Source organism: Phyllobacterium sp. TAF24 (assembly GCF_052113785.1).
Classification (GTDB): domain Bacteria; phylum Pseudomonadota; class Alphaproteobacteria; order Rhizobiales; family Rhizobiaceae; genus Phyllobacterium.
In genome coordinates this window covers 23,293-38,959 of record NZ_JBFRDN010000039.1, presented here as the reverse complement: position 1 = coordinate 38,959, position 15,667 = coordinate 23,293, and the positions used below count along the sequence as shown (strand labels likewise).

Sequence of the window (15,667 nt, the reverse complement as noted above, 5' to 3'; positions counted from 1 at the left end):
GGGTCGGTGCCCCTTGCAACTGTTCGGGTGTCATCGAATGACAGGGCCTTGCTCACCATCGGACTGCAATGTCCGCTTGTCGAAACGGCATCCTGTCAATCGGTCCACGTGCCGGGAAAGGGTACGTGGACCTCTTCACATTATACCATCTCTAACAGACAAGCTTGTCGAACCACGAACCACGAACCCACGAACCCTTTTCATGCAGCCAGCTACAAAGCTGACAAAGCAATAAACGACTCTCCGCACCCTCCCCACAAGCACGATAATTGCCAAACACCCCACCTCGGTATTGCACTGCAACAAACCCCTTTACCTTGAAACGCCACAGGTTCATGGTTACCTCAACAAGAATGACATTTTGGAGGAATGACATGACAGCCTGTATCGTTGGATGGTCGCATTTGCCTTTCGGAAAACTGGAAGGCGAGAGCGTCGAAAGTCTGATCGTCAAGGCGGCGGTTGCTGCGCTTGATCATGCGGGTATCGGCCCGCAGGATGTGGACGAGATTGTGCTGGGTCATTTCAATGCCGGGTTCTCGCCGCAGGATTTCACCGCCAGCCTCGTGTTGCAGGCCAGTGATGCCTTCCGCTTCAAGCCCGCCACGCGGGTGGAAAATGCCTGCGCCACCGGTTCGGCGGCTGTGCATCAGGGTATCAAGACCATTCGCGCCGGTGCTGCGAGGGTTGTACTGGTCGTGGGTGTCGAGAAGATGACATCAACCCCCGGACCCGAGATCGGCAAGAATCTGCTCAAAGCCTCCTATCTGCCCGAAGAGGGCGATATCCCTGCCGGTTTTGCCGGTGTGTTCGGGCAGATTGCAGCGGCCTATTTCCAGAAATATGGCGACCAGTCCGATGCGCTGGCGACGATTGCTGCCAAGAACCACAAGAACGGCGTCAACAATCCTTATGCACAGATGCGCAAGGATCTGGGCTATGAGTTCTGCCGTCAGGAAAGCGAAAAGAACCCCTTCGTTGCCGGACCGTTGAAGCGCACGGATTGCTCGCTTGTATCTGATGGAGCAGCGGCACTGGTGCTGACCGATACGCAGACAGCCCTGAAGATGAAGCGCGCCGTTGCATTCCGCGCTGCAAGCCATGTGCAGGATTTTCTGCCGATCTCCAAGCGCGACATCCTTCTGTTCGAAGGGTGCTCCGAAGGCTGGAAACGCGCGCTGGATCAGGCAGGGGTGACAATCGACGACCTGTCTTTTGTTGAAACCCATGACTGCTTCACCATTGCCGAACTCATCGAATATGAGGCGATGGGCCTGGCCAAGCCGGGTGAGGGTGCCAAGGTTGCACTCGAAGGCCAGACGGCTATGGGCGGGCGTCTGCCTGTCAATCCATCCGGTGGTCTGAAAGCCAAGGGCCACCCCATCGGCGCCAGCGGCGTTTCCATGCATGTGCTCTCGTCCATGCAGTTGACAGGCGAAGCGGGTGGCATTCAGGTGCCGGATGCCAAGCTTGCGGGTATTTTCAACATGGGCGGCGCTGCGGTTGCCAACTACGTGTCGATCCTCGAACGCATCAAATAGGCATGAGCCTTAGTAGAGGTTTTCAATCCGGGACTTGAAGTCCCGGATTCTTTGTTTCAAAAGCACATTATAAATCCATGAATTGAATCATCTTTTTCCGACGAGGAAATGCCATGTCGAACGGATGGAAAGAATCGGCCTCCGCATGGATCGCCGAACAGGCTGATGATGGCGATTATGGCCGTGTCTATGTCCTCGACCGACCCATGCTGGAACGCATCAGCGGCCGCAGCTTTAAAAACGCCCTTGATGTCGGCTGCGGCGAAGGCCGCTTCTGCCGCATCCTCAAAGACCTCGGAATCAAGCCGGTGGGAATCGACCCCACCGAGGAACTGCTGGAACAGGCACTGGCCAGAGATCCGGAGGGGGACTATCGCGTCGGCTATGCGGAGGCGCTGGAATTTCCCGACGCGTCTTTTGATCTGGTGGTGAGCTATCTCAGCCTCATCGACATTCCCTATCTGCGCAAAGCCATTGCCGAGATGACCCGCGTGCTAGCGCCGGGCGGAACTCTTTTGATTGCCAATCTCAACAGCTTCAACACGGCCGGACAACCCGCCGGTTGGCAGCCCGATATCAATGGCGATCCGCGCTTCTATGTCGATCATTATCTGGAAGAGCGCGTCGACTGGGTGGAATGGCGCGGTATCCGCATCCAGAACTGGCACCGCCCGTTGAGCACCTATATGTCGCTCCTGCTTGGCCAAGGCCTCACCCTGCGCCACTTTGCCGAACCCGCCCCCTATGGCGGCGATCCCGATAAAGCCGACCGCTATCGCCGCGTGCCCTATTTCCTGATCATGGAATGGGAAAAGCCTGCGGCCTAGAGACTGAGAGTGCCGAAGCCCGGCACTTTAAGACCCGGATTCCGGATATCAAATCCTGCGACCAAGCCCATGAATTGAATCTCGAATTCGCTGCTGGTGCCCGCCGCAACACCGAGATACCCAAAGAGGGTCAGGCGCAGGTTCTTCCAGTCATCGTCAATGGACAGCAGCCGTCCCTCGGTTGGAAAATCGCGGCCAACGGCGTTGGAGGGCAACATCATTCCCGTTTGCGGATTGGCGCGCAGGACATGCGCAACGAAGCTGTTGGAGTTGGGGCCGGGCCAGATCACATAGTTTCCGGGTTTCGCATAAGGATAAGTATCAATCGTTTTCTCGATATGAGGTATCAGAGCCGCCGCCTGTTCCCCGTGGATTTCGCCGACAATAACAGGCGTGTTCGAGTACCAGCGCCCATCATAATCATAAGCATTCTTGCGAACAGGCGTTCCCCACCCAACAACATCATAACGATCATAGGAGGCCGCTCCCGGCTTTTTCAACACAAGCCATGAATGCAGGGACAAGGCACCTTTTAGTCCGCCAGTGCGGGCGGCAAGAACGTAGATGGCTGCATCATCAACCGTTGGCCTGGCAGGGAGCACTCCGCTGGAACTCCAATCCGCCATACGCCAATTATCGTCATGGGGCTGCGTCATCCACCAGCCGATAGCAACGAGCGAGGGAACAACGAAAAGAATGAGGATCGCAAGTGCCAGACGGATGAATAATTTGCGCAAGCAGCTTTCTCCATTGGAAAGGGAAACGGAGCGTCCTATAAGACCATCAATTCGGGCCGATTTCGGTCAATTTCCTGTTCAATGGTGGACGTCATGAGCAATCCTGTTCTGGTTGAAGTTTTTCGTGGTGAAACAGTTGAAAGCCGCCATCGCGGGGCTGTCGTTGTCACCGATGGTGATGGCAAGATTGTCTATTCCGTCGGCGATATTGAACGTCCGACTTTCCCCCGTTCGGCAATCAAGGCGATACAGGCGCTGCCGCTGGTGGAAAGCGGTGCTGCTGATGCCTATGGTTTTGGCGATGAGGAGCTGGCGATGGCTTGCGCTTCCCATTCGGGCGAGCCGCTGCATGTGAAAAAGGCTGCCGATATGCTCGGCCGGGCTGGGCTTGACGGTTCGGCGCTGGAATGCGGCGCGCATTGGTCATCGGATCAGGCGGTGCTGATCGCCCTTGCCAGAAGCGGGCAGGAGCCAACAGCGCTGCACAATAATTGTTCCGGCAAGCATTCCGGCTTTCTGTGCACCTGCGTGCATTTGGGCATTCCGACCTCGGGTTATTCGTCGCTTGGCTCACAGTCGCAGAACATGGTGTGCGAGGCCATGGAGAGCGTGACCGGCGCGGTCCACTCGCTTGATCATTGCGGCACCGATGGTTGTTCGATCCCGACCTATGCCATTCCATTGAAGAGCCTCGCCCATGGCTTTGCCCGCATGGCGACTGGTACTGGTTTGCCGCCGGTACGTGCCAAGGCCGCCAAGCGTCTGCTCAATGCCACCATGGCCGCGCCCTACTATGTCGCTGGTACCAACCGCGCCTGCACCCGCCTGATGGAAATGGCACCGGGGCGGATTTTCGTCAAAACCGGTGCGGAAGGCGTGTTTGTCGCCGCCCTGCCGGAGTTTGGTCTTGGCATTGCGCTGAAATGCGATGATGGCGCCACTCGCGCATCGGAAGCGATGATCGCATCGGTTCTCTCCAGGATTTTCCGCAATGATGCGGAACTGGAATCAAAACTTGATCGGTTTGCGGACCGGGAAATGCGCAACTGGAATGGCATTACCTATGGTGTTGTCAGCCCCGCTGATATTTTGACTGAAGCCGATATCAACTAAGAATATTGCGCTCAACGATCAGGCGACTATTGCCGCTGGCGTTTTGCCTCGCAAGGTCGCCTGTCACGGCATCCATCCAGCGATGGCCGACAATGCCGCCGCGCGGTGCCTTTTCAATGATATTGTCGGTGATAATGGCAGAACCAACACCATCGACCACACTGACATAAATGCCTGTGCCTGCCTGCCGGATGACGTTTCCCGTCGCCACCACATTGCGCAGATACGGCCCCCAGCCAAGCTTGATGCCATAAAGCGCCGCGTTCTCGATAAGATTGGCGGTCACGGAAATATCCGCTTCAACGCTGATGCCGATACCAAAGCCCGGTGCATCGGCGGGATAGGGGCCAATTGCCGAGAGGTTGCGCACCACATTGCCGGTGCAGGTGCCCATGCGCCCGCCGCCATCGAAATTGACCATGGAAATGCCGCTGGCCGCGCCATCGACAATATTGTTTGAGATGACAGCCCCTTCGAAGGCAAACTCCGAGTAAAGTGCCATCTCGCCGCTGTCACGGCAGTTATTACCTATGATCTGCACATTGTTTCCGGCATTGGCGCGCACGGCAGAAAAGGCGCACTTGTTCAGAACATTATTGGCAACCAGCACATTGCCGGCGCGAAACACATTGATGCCATTGCCATTCTGCCCAGTGCCGCCACCATCCGCCCGGATGTTCTCGACGCGGTTGTTGCTGATGATCGTTCCGTCCGGGCCCTGCGCATCGCGAAACACCAGAATTCCGCCATTGCCGCAATCATGAACATGGTTCGCAGCTATCTCCAGACCGCTGGATTGCGAGGCGAAAATGCCCGCATCCGCAGCCCGTTGGATACGATTGCGTTCGATCCTGCCGCCGCACCCGTACAGCGCTATGGCATTTTTGGTTGAAGCAGTGAAATCGCAATCATCGATGACGAGTTCGGACACATTGGTGCCTTCGACCAGCGCTTTGCCGGTGAGTGCTTGGCTTGCACCATCGATGACAAGCCCGCTCAGCCGAACCTGATTGGCATTGCTGGCATTGAGGAAAGAACCGGCGCCGCCATAGAGAAGGCGGGTTACGCCGGGAATGCCCGCAAGATTGGCGCGCGAAGGAAGATCGACACCCGAAACAATATAGGTTCCCGGTGGCAGGAATATCTGTTCGCCAGTGCGGCTCGCTTTCTGCAAAAGTGTATTCAGCACTTTTCCCTGATCATCAGGTGAGCCCGGCTTTAACCCGGTTGACGACGCGGCAAAAGCACGGACTGGCAACACCGTTGCACCCAATCCGGCCATTACGCCAAGCATAAGACGTCTGTTGATCACGGATATTTCCTCACGATCAGCGTTTAAACCGGCCAGTCAATTTTGCGCTTTCGGCCATCCGATTGATGGCACTTGCAGCAGGGGCAGGCAAGGCATACCTTTATCGGATGAGCAGAGCTTTCACGAAGGAAGACGACAGCAATTCCTCGATTGATCTGGGCGAGCGTCCCATCAGTCCGCACCGGAATCTTGTGACCGAAAACGGTCTTGCGCTGATCGATGCGGAAATCGCCGCTTCACATGAGGAACTCGCCAAAGGCAACGCCGATGCCGACCGCGACCTGATTGCCCGCGCGTCACGCGACCTGCGCTATTGGACGGCCCGTCGCGAGACTGCGGAGGTGTCGCATCCCGATCCCGCCAGCAAGGTCGTGCGCTTTGGTATGACCGTCACCATCATTGACGAGCATGACAAGACGCAGACATGGGCCATTGTCGGCGAGGACGAAGCCGATGCCAGCCACGGCAAGATTTCCCATGTCTCACCCATGGCGCAACTAATGTTCGGCAAATCAGTCGGCGACAGCTTTGTGCTCAACACGCATGAATGGGAAATCACCGCGATTGATACGGCGCCGTAAACGTGAATCAGAATGGTAGGAACGCGGGCTAACGCGTTTATTCAGAACAGCTTTCAGGGGCCTTGCGAATGGGTGTAAGTTTAAACCCGTAGTCAGTCACGATAAGTTCAAGCTCATCACCGGTTTTGAGATTGTAGCGTTCCAGTATCCCATCTGGAAAGATAAAGCCTACTTCGTCTCCGACCTGTATCAGCGTAACACGCATGATCTTTGCCCCAGTGTTGTAAGCGGATTACAACATCTGTCGGTAGGTTCATCAAGGCCATTGATCTCATCACTTCGTCTTAGAGCCAGCCCTTTTTGCGGAAGATCAGGAGCGGGATGACAGCCGAAGCGATCATCATGCCGATGGCCATGGGATAGCCCCAAACCTCTTTGAGTTCAGGCATGAAGGCAAAATTCATGCCGTAGATCGAGGCGACCAGCGTCGGCGGCATGAAGGCCACGGCGGCAACGGAAAAGATTTTGATGATGGCGTTCTGCTCGATGGAAATAAGCCCTACAACTGTATCGAGCAGGAAGGTGATCTTGTTGGACAGGAAGTCGACATAGGTGCTCAGCGATTGTGTGTCACGCTCCAGTGACTTGATCCAGGCCTTTGTCTCTTTCTTGTAGCTGTTCTGCTCGGTAATCGCGGCAAGGTAAACGAGCAGACGGCTCACACCGGCAATGCTTTCCCGCACCTTTGACAGGAACGCGCCCTGACCGCCGATGCGGGTAAGGCTGTCGCGGAAATTTTTCGTTGTCATTGGCTTGTCAGTGTCATTCCGGCGGAAAATCGTATGGGAATTCTGGTCGATATCGGAGGCAACGCCTTCAAGGATATCGGCGATCCGGTCCGTTACCGCTTCGACAATGCCGAGCAGAATGGTCACGCCACTGCATTTTTCATTGATGAGACCATTGCCGGGTTTTGTGGCGCGGCTGACGTAAAGGCTGAACGCCCTTGGTTCGGCGTAGCGCACAGTCACCAGAAAAGAACCCGTCAGGATGAAGGAGACAGGGCTGATGGCGTGGTGTTTGTGCTCGGTGAAATAGAGGATCGGCGCTGTCAGGTACTGTCCGCCATTTTCCGTATAGAACCGGCTGGATTCCTCGATTTCCACCATATCCTCGCGCGTCGGAATGGCGGTCTTGGTCCAGGTCTCAGTCTGGATATCCTCATCATGTGTCGGATTGAGCAGATCAATCCAGACCGTATTGTCGGGCAAGGTATCACCCACCTTGGCGGGACGGGCGAGAAGATGGTCTTCTTCGAGTGTATATAAAACGATCATGTCACAATGAATCCAGCAAGGTATCGATCAACTTTTCCGCAGCTTCGCCAATCACGGTTCCGGGCGGGAAAATCGCCGCTGCACCAGCCTTGAGCACAGCGTCAAAATCCTGAGGTGGAATGACGCCGCCGACAATGATCAGGATATCATCGTGCTCGCGGCGGCCCAGCGCCTCTTTCAGCTCGGGCACAAGGGTGAGATGCCCGGCGGCCAGCGAGGACACACCGACAATATCAACATTGCTCTCGATGGCCAGTTCCGCCACCTCATCGGGTGTCTGAAACATCGCGCCGACAATGACATCAAAGCCGAGATCGCCAAAGGCTGTCGCAATAACCTTCTGGCCGCGGTCGTGGCCGTCCTGACCCATCTTGGCGACAAGAATGCGCGGCTTTTCGCCCGTCCGTTTTTCATAGGCGGCAGCTTTGGCCTGAACCCGGTCGACAACCGCGCTCTTGCCGATTTCCTTGCGGTAGACACCCGATATGGTGCGGATATCCGCAACATGGCGGCCATAGGCTTTTTCCAGTGCCAGCGATATCTCACCAACTGTTGCGCGCGCCCGTGCAGCTTTGATGGCAAAATCGAGCAAATTGCCGGTGCCGGATTTTGCCGCGCTGGTGAGCGTCGCCAGCGCACTTTCCACGGCGGAGACGTCACGGGTGCCCTTGAGCTGTTGCAGCTTGGAGAGCTGCCGCGCTCGCACTTCGGCATTATCGATTTTCAGAACATCGATTTTGACATCCTCAACCGGGCGATAGGAATTGACCCCGACCACCGGCTGTTGACCACTATCGATCCGCGCCTGCGTTCTTGCTGCTGCTGCCTCGATGCGCAGTTTGGGAATGCCCTGTTCGATGGCCTTTGCCATGCCGCCGAGCGTTTCGATTTCCTCGATATGGGCGAGCGCACGGGTCGCCAGATCATGGGTCAGGCGCTCCACATAGGCGGAACCGCCCCATGGATCGATGATCCGCGTGGTGCCGGATTCCTTTTGCAGGATCAGCTGTGTGTTACGTGCGATACGCGCCGAATGGTCAGTTGGCAGCGCCAGCGCCTCATCGAAGGAATTCGTGTGCAGCGACTGGGTATGGCCCTGCGTCGACGCCATGGCTTCGATCATGGTGCGCATGATGTTGTTGTAAGGGTCCTGCGCGGTGAGCGACCAGCCCGATGTCTGCGAATGGGTGCGCAGAGAGAGGGAGCGCTCATCTTTCGGATTGAAGTTCTTCTTCAAAAGCACTGCCCAGAGCAGACGCGCAGCGCGCATCTTGGCCACTTCCATGAAAAAGTTCATGCCGATGGCCCAGAAGAAGGAAAGGCGCGGCGCGAAAGTGTCGATATCAAGCCCGGCGGCGACACCGGCGCGGGCATATTCGATGCCGTCGGCAATAGTGTAGGCAAGTTCGAGATCGGCGGTCGCTCCGGCTTCCTGCATGTGATAGCCGGAAATCGAGATGGAGTTGAATTTCGGCATGTGCTGCGAGGTATAGGAGAAAATGTCCGAAATGATCCGCATCGAAGGCTGCGGTGGATAAATATAGGTGTTGCGCACCATGAACTCTTTCAGAATATCGTTCTGAATGGTTCCAGCGAGCAGTTTTTGGTCGACGCCCTGTTCCTCAGCGGCAACAATATAGAGCGCCAGAATGGGCAGCACAGCGCCGTTCATGGTCATGGAAACGGTCATTTCGCCGAGCGGAATACCGTCGAACAGCTGCTGCATGTCGAGAATGGAATCAATGGCAACACCAGCCATGCCGACATCACCGGCCACGCGCGGATGGTCGCTGTCATAGCCCCGGTGCGTGGCAAGATCGAAAGCGACGGAAAGACCCTTTTGACCAGCCGCCAGATTGCGCCGGTAAAACGCATTGGATTCTTCGGCGGTGGAAAAACCTGCATATTGCCGGATCGTCCAGGGCTGCTGCACATACATGGTCGGGTAGGGGCCGCGAATGAATGGTGCAGAGCCCGGATAGCTATCCAGATGCGGCAGGTTCTTCAGCGCCGCATCGCCATAGGCACGCTTGACGCGAATACCCTCGGGCGTCTTCCAGACGCCAGCTTCCGGTTTACGGGGCGCTGATTTGGGCTCTTGCCAATTGATCTCGGTAAAATCTGGAACGCGCATTATTCGGACGCCTGCAATGTTTGATCAATACGCGGGAAGGTCAGCGGCTCGCAATGAACCACGCCATCCGTCGGCAAGGGCATGTGGGGCGCATCGAGCACCGTCACCGGACGTTCCTGTTTCGCCGGAAAAAGTGTCGTTCCGATGATGGCGCGCTTGCCGGAGCGATAGTCGCGGCTGCGTTCCTCGCGCGCCGCAATAACGCGCTGCTGGAATCGGTCTTCAACAAGGCTTTGCAGGATACCGCCTTCCTTTTCCAGCGTCTGGAATTCCTTCCATGCGGCTTCGCAGAGCGCTTCGGTCAGGGCTTCGATAGCACCCGAACCACAGCCGGGATCGGCAACGAAAGCAAGATTGCTTTCATCGGCAAGCACAAGTTGGGTGTTGCGTGCAAGTCGGCGGGCAAACTGGTCGGGCAGGCCATGGGTGATGGTATGGGGCAGAATGGCAAGCGAGTCCGCCCCGCCAACCGCCGCTGCAAAGGCTGCGATTGTTGTACGCAGCGTGTTGGTTTCGCAGTCCAGCTTCGTCATCATGCGCCACGAGGTTTCCGCATGGATGGTTGCCTCGGATGGCCGGATGCCGCAAGCCTCCTGCAACCGCGCCCAAAGGCGGCGCAATGCCCGCAACTTGGCAATGGACAGGAACTGGTCCTGATCAACGGCGATGGAAAAACCGATATGCGGCGCGGCATAAACGATTGGCTGGCGCGCTTCCTCGAACAGGCGGAAGTGCCCGGCGGCGATGGACAGCATGGCGCCGAGTTCCTGTGCCTCCGTGGCACCGGCATTGTGATAGACCCGGCCATCCGCCTCCAGCACAATCCCCGGCAGATCGGTAGAGAAAAAACCGGCCAGCGATTGCGGCAATGACGCCTTCAGGGCGGCGAGCGTCATGCGCAGGCGGCCTGTTCCGGCCAGAGTGGCAGCCGGATCAATGCCCAGCGAGAAACTCATCGTCTTGGGATCGACGTTGCGCGGGCGCATGTAATCAACAAACCAGTCGGCGCAGGCACGGCTTTTCGGATGCACATCCATGCGCAGGTGGATCATCTCCAGATGCACACCGCGCAACACTTGATCAACAGCTTCGCGCGTCGACGGCAACCCATAGCCAAAGGCATTCGGCGCGCCTTCGAAAACCAGTGAAATACCGGTTGCGCCATTTTCCAGATCTTCCAGAAGTTGTTTGTTGGCACGGACTGGGTCCGGATCGTCGATGCGCTGCACAATATGCCATGGCTGCGCCGGATTGCGGCGCGGTGTCAGCTGCGCCTTTTTGCGACGCTCGTAAAGCGGCTGGATAGCAATATTATCGTCAGTCCGGGAGACAAGTGTCTCCTTGAAATCAGCCCCCTTCAGGGCCTTCTGCGCCAGCTTGACCCAGCCCTCGTGGTTTGTTGCCGCAAAGGCTGTATCCTTGAGTATAGACGCGTCCATGCTCACTCCCGGTCGAATCGCACCGCTTTCCCGTCGAATGAAATCATTTCGGCAGAAAACCGGCGCAATTGTTGGTTTTCAGGCTCAAATAACGCAATCCGTGCGCAGCCCGATATTTTCTACCAACTTTACGGGGTGTTATGCTGCTACGCAATAAAACAAAATATGTGGCGCGGAGATATTGGGCTAGTCCAGAAAGGTCCACGTATCGGCGCCATCGAAGTGGCGAAGGCGTAAACCCTTGATATCAGTCGGGTTCATCAGGCCTGCATTGATGCCCATCCGATCCGCGTTCTCCTTGTCGGTGCTTTCCCAATGGGTCACACAGCCGCAGATCTGGCAATGATGCATCGCCAGCGTGCGATCTCCCTGAACATAGGCGACAGTCGTGCCTTCGCCTTTGGTGAAGGTCACATTTTTGGGATGGTAATAGGCCCAGGGACCGCCGACACGGCGGCATATGGAACAATTGCAGGATTGGAGGACGTTTGGCCGCTCGGCAAGCTCAATGCGAACGGCGCCGCAATGGCATGAGGCTTCAATCATGGTTTCCTCGCTGTGATACCTATGCCGGATGTCCTGTCTGCAATATCGGAAACTGTTTGAAATCGTCCACTCGATAATTCCCTGTGCATCCGTCACAGACGCACAGGGGAAATGAGTAGGCCTTACTGTCAGTTTCTGGCAGCACTGCGTTATGCGTCAGTGGTTGTCTCCCTGACGGGGCATGATGATCCGTCCACCGGAATCAGACCCGCCAGTGTCACCAAGCGGGCGCATCCGTCCGCCGCCATCTGGAGCCGGGCCGGGATCGACGCGCGGCGGCATAACCGGGCGTGGTCGCGGATCGGGCCGCGGACCAGGGTCAGGCCGTGGGCCGGGATTGACGATCGGCCGTGGGTTGTCAGGACGTCCCGGACGATCCCATCTTCTGTCGTCACGACGATCCCATCGTCTCCCATCGCGCCAGTCGCGGCGGTCATAGCGCCTGCCGTAGCGCGGGCCATCATAATAGGAATCGTAGTAACCACCGCCGTAGCCGCCATAGTAACCACCATAGCCGCTCGATCCCTCATAATAGCCGCCGCTGCCTTCAACGCATCCGGAGAGCGCGAGGCCGGAAACCCCGATCAAAGCTGCGAAGACAAAAGACTTGATAGACATCGTGTTTGCTCCTGACGAACAACATTCTTGTTTACTCAAACAAGTTCAGTGCTCAATGGTTCCTTAAATCGGTATTGTAAGCCAGCGCAATCAAGCAGGAGATGCATGATTAACGGTCACAATTGCACTGTTTTCGTAATCAATCGTGTCCCATACCGAAACGCCTGCAGTTATGATCATCAGATTTAGTCTGCAACACGCAAGTATACATGCTCCATTCCGTCAACGTCGTCCATTTCCTCGCCCACTTTGACGAAACCGAACTTTCGCGCGATCCCGAGCGAAGGCGCATTGTCGGGAGAGATCGACAAGACGAAATGGCTGATACCGTGTGCATCCCGCGCCCAATCCATGATGGCTCCCACCGCTTCGGATGCATAACCTTTGCCGCGATCATGGCCAAAGATCCGGTAACCGAACTCGACGGCATTACGGGCATATTTGCGGAGATAATCAGGGTCGGGGCGGCTGTGAAATCTTACATGCCCGATCATTCTGTTTTCGCCCGGCAGAATAACCGCACGCGATGACCATGGCCGATAAAGTGGGTCTGCTTTGAGTTGATCAAGACCGAATCGGAATGAACTCGCGTGATCCAGCACTTCTCCCGGTATTCTGACACCCAGCCGTTGTTCGACGTCCGCAATCTGTCCAGCCAGCAAAGCCGACAGGTCTTCGCCTTCCATAAGCCGGAGCACAAGGCGCGGAGTAATGATGTCAGTGATGGGAAGGGAATTGTGGTCTGGAATCATGACCGGCAATCTATCTGCCCGCGCGAATTGATCAAGCGGGCAGTATGTCATTACGAGCGAACAGCTGGCCCCTTGTCGAGTATTCTGCAGAGTTGCACAAATTCTGTGGCATCTACGGGCGTATCGCCATTGATATAGACGCCGGATATATCCCGGAGCTGGGGGATTGCCATGCACGCCTGATCGACGCTGGGGTATTTATGCTCGGTCGAAGCCAGATTGCCGTCAAGGGTGAGCACGATTGTTTCTGCGTCGCGATTGACATCAGACGGATCGATCACTTGGTCCTCCTGGTGTTGATTGAAGTGCGAGTGCCAATTTTACGGCAAATGAGAGCCGTGCCAAGCCTTGAAAATTCCACCTTGTGGATAACTGGGAGCAATGGCTAGAAACTCTCGCATTCATAGGACTTTGCGCAAGGCATGTCTGGGAGCCAGGGCAGGGCAGACCGCAGCCACACCTCCTTTCGCGGCACAAGCTCGTTGCGCTGGGCCAGCGATCCAACCCGCAGGCCATAATGAGTCGGGTGTTCATCGGTGCTTGTAGAATAGAGGGGAGTACCGCAATGCCCGCAAAATCCTTGCATCCGCTGCCTGCCGCTATCGGCGGTTTTTCTATAGGTTTTGGGCATGCCTGTGATGAAATGCAGACTGCTGGCCACCGCGGGAACCGAGACCCGGAAGGCGGTGCCGGTCAGTCTCTGGCAATCGGTGCAGTGGCAGATTGTAACGCTGTCGGGGTCTATTTCAGCTTCGAATTTGATCTGGCCGCAATGGCATGAACCATCGACTTTCATTTCGTTCTCCGTTGAAGCAGGGCCCATCTAACCCCATAAACAGAACAACAACCCTGAAAGTTCCCCTAGACGATAAGCGCTTCCGGCTTCTTGATCTCGATTTCAACAAAGGCAATCGGATGTGCTGAGCCATTCATGACATCATGCCGGATACCGGACGGGCGCTGATAGGATTGGCCCGCAACGAGCGGGACATCGGTAATATCGGTTCCGTTGTGAATCCGTAGCGTTCCATCCATGAGCATGACAACGAAATAGGGCCATCCATGCTCGTGCCAGCCGGTAACCGCACCCGGCTGGAAATCCCAGCGGGTTATGCGCACGGCGTCATCATCCTGCTGAACGGTGGGAATTGCGGGTAGATCGCACTGGAATGCCAATTATTATCGCTCCTGATTGATGAACATTGATCCAATCGCGTTCAGCCGGGGAATGCAAGTCTCCCGGCAATTCTCACAGGCCGCTGCTGCACGTTTCCGCAGTTGCGTTCAGGCGCTGTTCCTCTATGGATGCAATGACATTGCGCCCGACAGCGACGACGAGCAAAGCGCAGATCACCGCGACACCCAGATTGAGCGGCTTTCGCGGGTATCGTGCATTGAGAAAAGCCCCCAGCGCATAGATCAGCAAAGCCGGCGCTGCGAAGAGCAGCACCTGAAGCGATCCGTCGCAATCAACAGCATCTATCCCCTGCGCCTTGTATTCATTGACGGGCAGCACCGCCCCAAAAAATGCCAGGGGCAGGGCGGCAACAAGAATCCCAAACCCGAGCCATTTCAAGCGGTTGTTTGATGGGCGCGCGGCAGAATCAAGAGGGCGCACGCAAGGGGTCCTGAAGCGAATGTGCGGGTATTTGGCCGGGCCTCGAATCTTTTCTGGAAAACAGAGCAAGGGTCCCCAGAAGGGCAAACAGAACGACAAGTACGCCGATCACAAGGCATTTGTGTCTCATCAAGCATCTCCGTTGTGACGTTGACGTAACAGTGAAGTAGTTTTTTGGCAGCAATCGGGTCGGGGGTCAAATTCCTCTGCCAACTGTCCACATAAAAGGCCTCTGAGATGCAAAAAGCCCGGCAGGATTATTTGCCGGGCTTTTGTTTTTTGCTAAGATTCAGCGACAGACGCGCACTTTCTTGATGACGATACGGCCATGAACACGGTGCCGTTCTGTCCTGACAAAGCAGTTGCGGTTCCATTTGCGTTGGTTGTGCCGGTAACCGGGCCGGTAATCAACATTCTGCACTTCGGTTGCGGTATTCCCGGCCAGAGTTGCAGCGAACGGTGCGGCTTGGGATGGTGCATTGAATGCCACCAGAGATGTAAGGGCGATTGTTGTAGCAATGATCAGATTTTTCATGTCGTACCTCTAAGCTATTGACGATCACACAATACACGGGCCGGACGCTCTGTTCCGGCATTACAAAAATTTTAGGTTTGTCAGTCGGTGGTTTCACCATCCGGCATCGTTACAAAGATCAGCACGGCAATGATGGTGATGAAGAAACGGAAGGCCGATTCGATGCCGTTCCACGTTGACGACATCCACATGCCGAACCATTCGCCACCAATGGACAGGAACGCCACCTGCCAGACAAGGAAGCCAAGCGCGAGGCCGCCAATGGCCCACTTCTTCGAGCGGTTGAACGCACGGGCGTTGTCTGCGACACGTCCGATCATGTTGAAAGCGCCAATCCAGCACAGAATAGCTGTCAGGGTCTCGGCTGCGATGATGAGAATATAGAATGCATTGTGCAGCGCCGGGCTGCTGATAGCACGGTACTTGATGGTTGCATCAGGGAAGATCGTATCCATCAGCAGCACATGCTGGACGAAGGCGAAGTTGGAGCCGTAATCGGTGATATTGCCGAAAGCCACAAGCGTGGCGAAGAAAGCGATTGCCGCAACGAACGCGGTTTTGCTCAGGCGGGTGATAAGCATTGGACGTCCCTCATGATCTTGTTGTTTTTCAATGAGAGAGTGTGCCATCAGCCAGT

Annotated in this window: 19 protein-coding genes; 4 read left to right on the top strand and 15 right to left on the bottom strand. The window is 56.1% G+C overall.

The window, feature by feature from the left end:
• The first annotated feature begins 374 nt into the window (after nt 1-374).
• Nucleotides 375-1,541: an acetyl-CoA acetyltransferase gene (locus tag AB4Y96_RS23610; RefSeq protein WP_441920315.1), complete on the top strand. Its 1,167-nt coding sequence runs from the start codon at nt 375-377 to the stop codon at nt 1,539-1,541.
• Between the two features lie 113 nt (nt 1,542-1,654).
• On the top strand, nt 1,655-2,368 hold the full coding sequence (locus AB4Y96_RS23605; RefSeq protein ID WP_441920313.1) for a class I SAM-dependent methyltransferase: 714 nt from the start codon (nt 1,655-1,657) through the stop codon (nt 2,366-2,368).
• On the opposite strand, the gene AB4Y96_RS23600 is transcribed toward AB4Y96_RS23605, so the two are convergent.
• The gene (locus tag AB4Y96_RS23600) at nt 2,365-3,105 is read right to left on the bottom strand and encodes a DUF3750 domain-containing protein (RefSeq protein WP_441920312.1); all 741 of its coding nucleotides are present in this window, start codon (nt 3,103-3,105) and stop codon (nt 2,365-2,367) included. The genes AB4Y96_RS23605 and AB4Y96_RS23600 overlap by 4 nt on opposite strands.
• An 81-nt stretch (nt 3,106-3,186) precedes the next feature.
• On the opposite strand from AB4Y96_RS23600, the gene AB4Y96_RS23595 reads away from it, so the two are divergent.
• Complete coding sequence (locus tag AB4Y96_RS23595; RefSeq protein WP_441920310.1) at nt 3,187-4,218, top strand: asparaginase; 1,032 nt, start codon at nt 3,187-3,189, stop codon at nt 4,216-4,218.
• Here the strand turns inward: AB4Y96_RS23595 and AB4Y96_RS23590 are convergent.
• Nucleotides 4,211-5,530, bottom strand: coding sequence for a TIGR03808 family TAT-translocated repetitive protein (locus AB4Y96_RS23590; RefSeq protein ID WP_441920308.1), 1,320 nt, complete (start codon nt 5,528-5,530; stop codon nt 4,211-4,213). The two genes, AB4Y96_RS23595 and AB4Y96_RS23590, sit on opposite strands and share 8 nt — an antisense overlap.
• A 107-nt stretch (nt 5,531-5,637) precedes the next feature.
• On the opposite strand from AB4Y96_RS23590, the gene AB4Y96_RS23585 reads away from it, so the two are divergent.
• The gene (locus AB4Y96_RS23585) at nt 5,638-6,111 is read left to right on the top strand and encodes a GreA/GreB family elongation factor (RefSeq protein ID WP_441920306.1); all 474 of its coding nucleotides are present in this window, start codon (nt 5,638-5,640) and stop codon (nt 6,109-6,111) included.
• Nucleotides 6,112-6,148: 37 nt separating this feature from the next.
• On the opposite strand, the gene AB4Y96_RS23580 is transcribed toward AB4Y96_RS23585, so the two are convergent.
• From AB4Y96_RS23580 to AB4Y96_RS23520, 13 genes are all read right to left on the bottom strand, one after another.
• Nucleotides 6,149-6,316, bottom strand: coding sequence for an AbrB/MazE/SpoVT family DNA-binding domain-containing protein (locus tag AB4Y96_RS23580; RefSeq protein WP_441920304.1), 168 nt, complete (start codon nt 6,314-6,316; stop codon nt 6,149-6,151).
• Nucleotides 6,317-6,395: 79 nt separating this feature from the next.
• Complete coding sequence (gene corA, locus AB4Y96_RS23575) at nt 6,396-7,388, bottom strand: magnesium/cobalt transporter CorA (protein WP_441920302.1); 993 nt, start codon at nt 7,386-7,388, stop codon at nt 6,396-6,398.
• 1 nt (nt 7,389) lies between these two features.
• The gene (scpA, locus tag AB4Y96_RS23570) at nt 7,390-9,522 is read right to left on the bottom strand and encodes a methylmalonyl-CoA mutase (RefSeq protein WP_441920300.1); all 2,133 of its coding nucleotides are present in this window, start codon (nt 9,520-9,522) and stop codon (nt 7,390-7,392) included.
• Nucleotides 9,522-10,961 carry a methylmalonyl-CoA mutase subunit beta gene (locus tag AB4Y96_RS23565; protein ID WP_441920298.1) on the bottom strand — a complete coding sequence of 480 codons (1,440 nt, stop codon included), beginning with the start codon at nt 10,959-10,961 and terminating at the stop codon, nt 9,522-9,524. The genes scpA and AB4Y96_RS23565 overlap by 1 nt, the downstream gene beginning before the upstream one ends.
• Nucleotides 10,962-11,147: 186 nt before the next feature.
• On the bottom strand, nt 11,148-11,507 hold the full coding sequence (locus AB4Y96_RS23560) for a GFA family protein (protein ID WP_441920296.1): 360 nt from the start codon (nt 11,505-11,507) through the stop codon (nt 11,148-11,150).
• A gap of 156 nt (nt 11,508-11,663) precedes the next feature.
• Nucleotides 11,664-12,125: a hypothetical protein gene (locus AB4Y96_RS23555; RefSeq protein WP_175540599.1), complete on the bottom strand. Its 462-nt coding sequence runs from the start codon at nt 12,123-12,125 to the stop codon at nt 11,664-11,666.
• A gap of 185 nt (nt 12,126-12,310) precedes the next feature.
• A complete protein-coding gene (locus tag AB4Y96_RS23550) occupies nt 12,311-12,877 on the bottom strand; it encodes a GNAT family N-acetyltransferase (RefSeq protein WP_441920295.1) in 567 nt (188 codons plus the stop codon).
• A gap of 50 nt (nt 12,878-12,927) precedes the next feature.
• Nucleotides 12,928-13,158 (bottom strand): hypothetical protein, encoded by a 231-nt coding sequence (locus AB4Y96_RS23545; RefSeq protein ID WP_091880676.1) that lies wholly within the window; start codon nt 13,156-13,158, stop codon nt 12,928-12,930.
• A gap of 104 nt (nt 13,159-13,262) precedes the next feature.
• Entirely contained in the window at nt 13,263-13,673 is a 411-nt protein-coding gene (locus tag AB4Y96_RS23540) for a GFA family protein (RefSeq protein WP_441920293.1), read from the bottom strand.
• Between the two features lie 65 nt (nt 13,674-13,738).
• Nucleotides 13,739-14,053: a cupin domain-containing protein gene (locus tag AB4Y96_RS23535; protein ID WP_091880674.1), complete on the bottom strand. Its 315-nt coding sequence runs from the start codon at nt 14,051-14,053 to the stop codon at nt 13,739-13,741.
• Nucleotides 14,054-14,126: 73 nt separating this feature from the next.
• Nucleotides 14,127-14,495, bottom strand: a complete 369-nt coding sequence (locus tag AB4Y96_RS23530) for a hypothetical protein (RefSeq protein ID WP_441920291.1) — start codon at nt 14,493-14,495, stop codon at nt 14,127-14,129.
• 289 nt (nt 14,496-14,784) lie between these two features.
• Nucleotides 14,785-15,030: a hypothetical protein gene (locus AB4Y96_RS23525; RefSeq protein ID WP_441920290.1), complete on the bottom strand. Its 246-nt coding sequence runs from the start codon at nt 15,028-15,030 to the stop codon at nt 14,785-14,787.
• An 80-nt stretch (nt 15,031-15,110) separates the two neighbouring features.
• Nucleotides 15,111-15,611, bottom strand: coding sequence for a DUF2165 family protein (locus AB4Y96_RS23520; protein WP_091880669.1), 501 nt, complete (start codon nt 15,609-15,611; stop codon nt 15,111-15,113).
• Nucleotides 15,612-15,667: the final 56 nt, after the last annotated feature.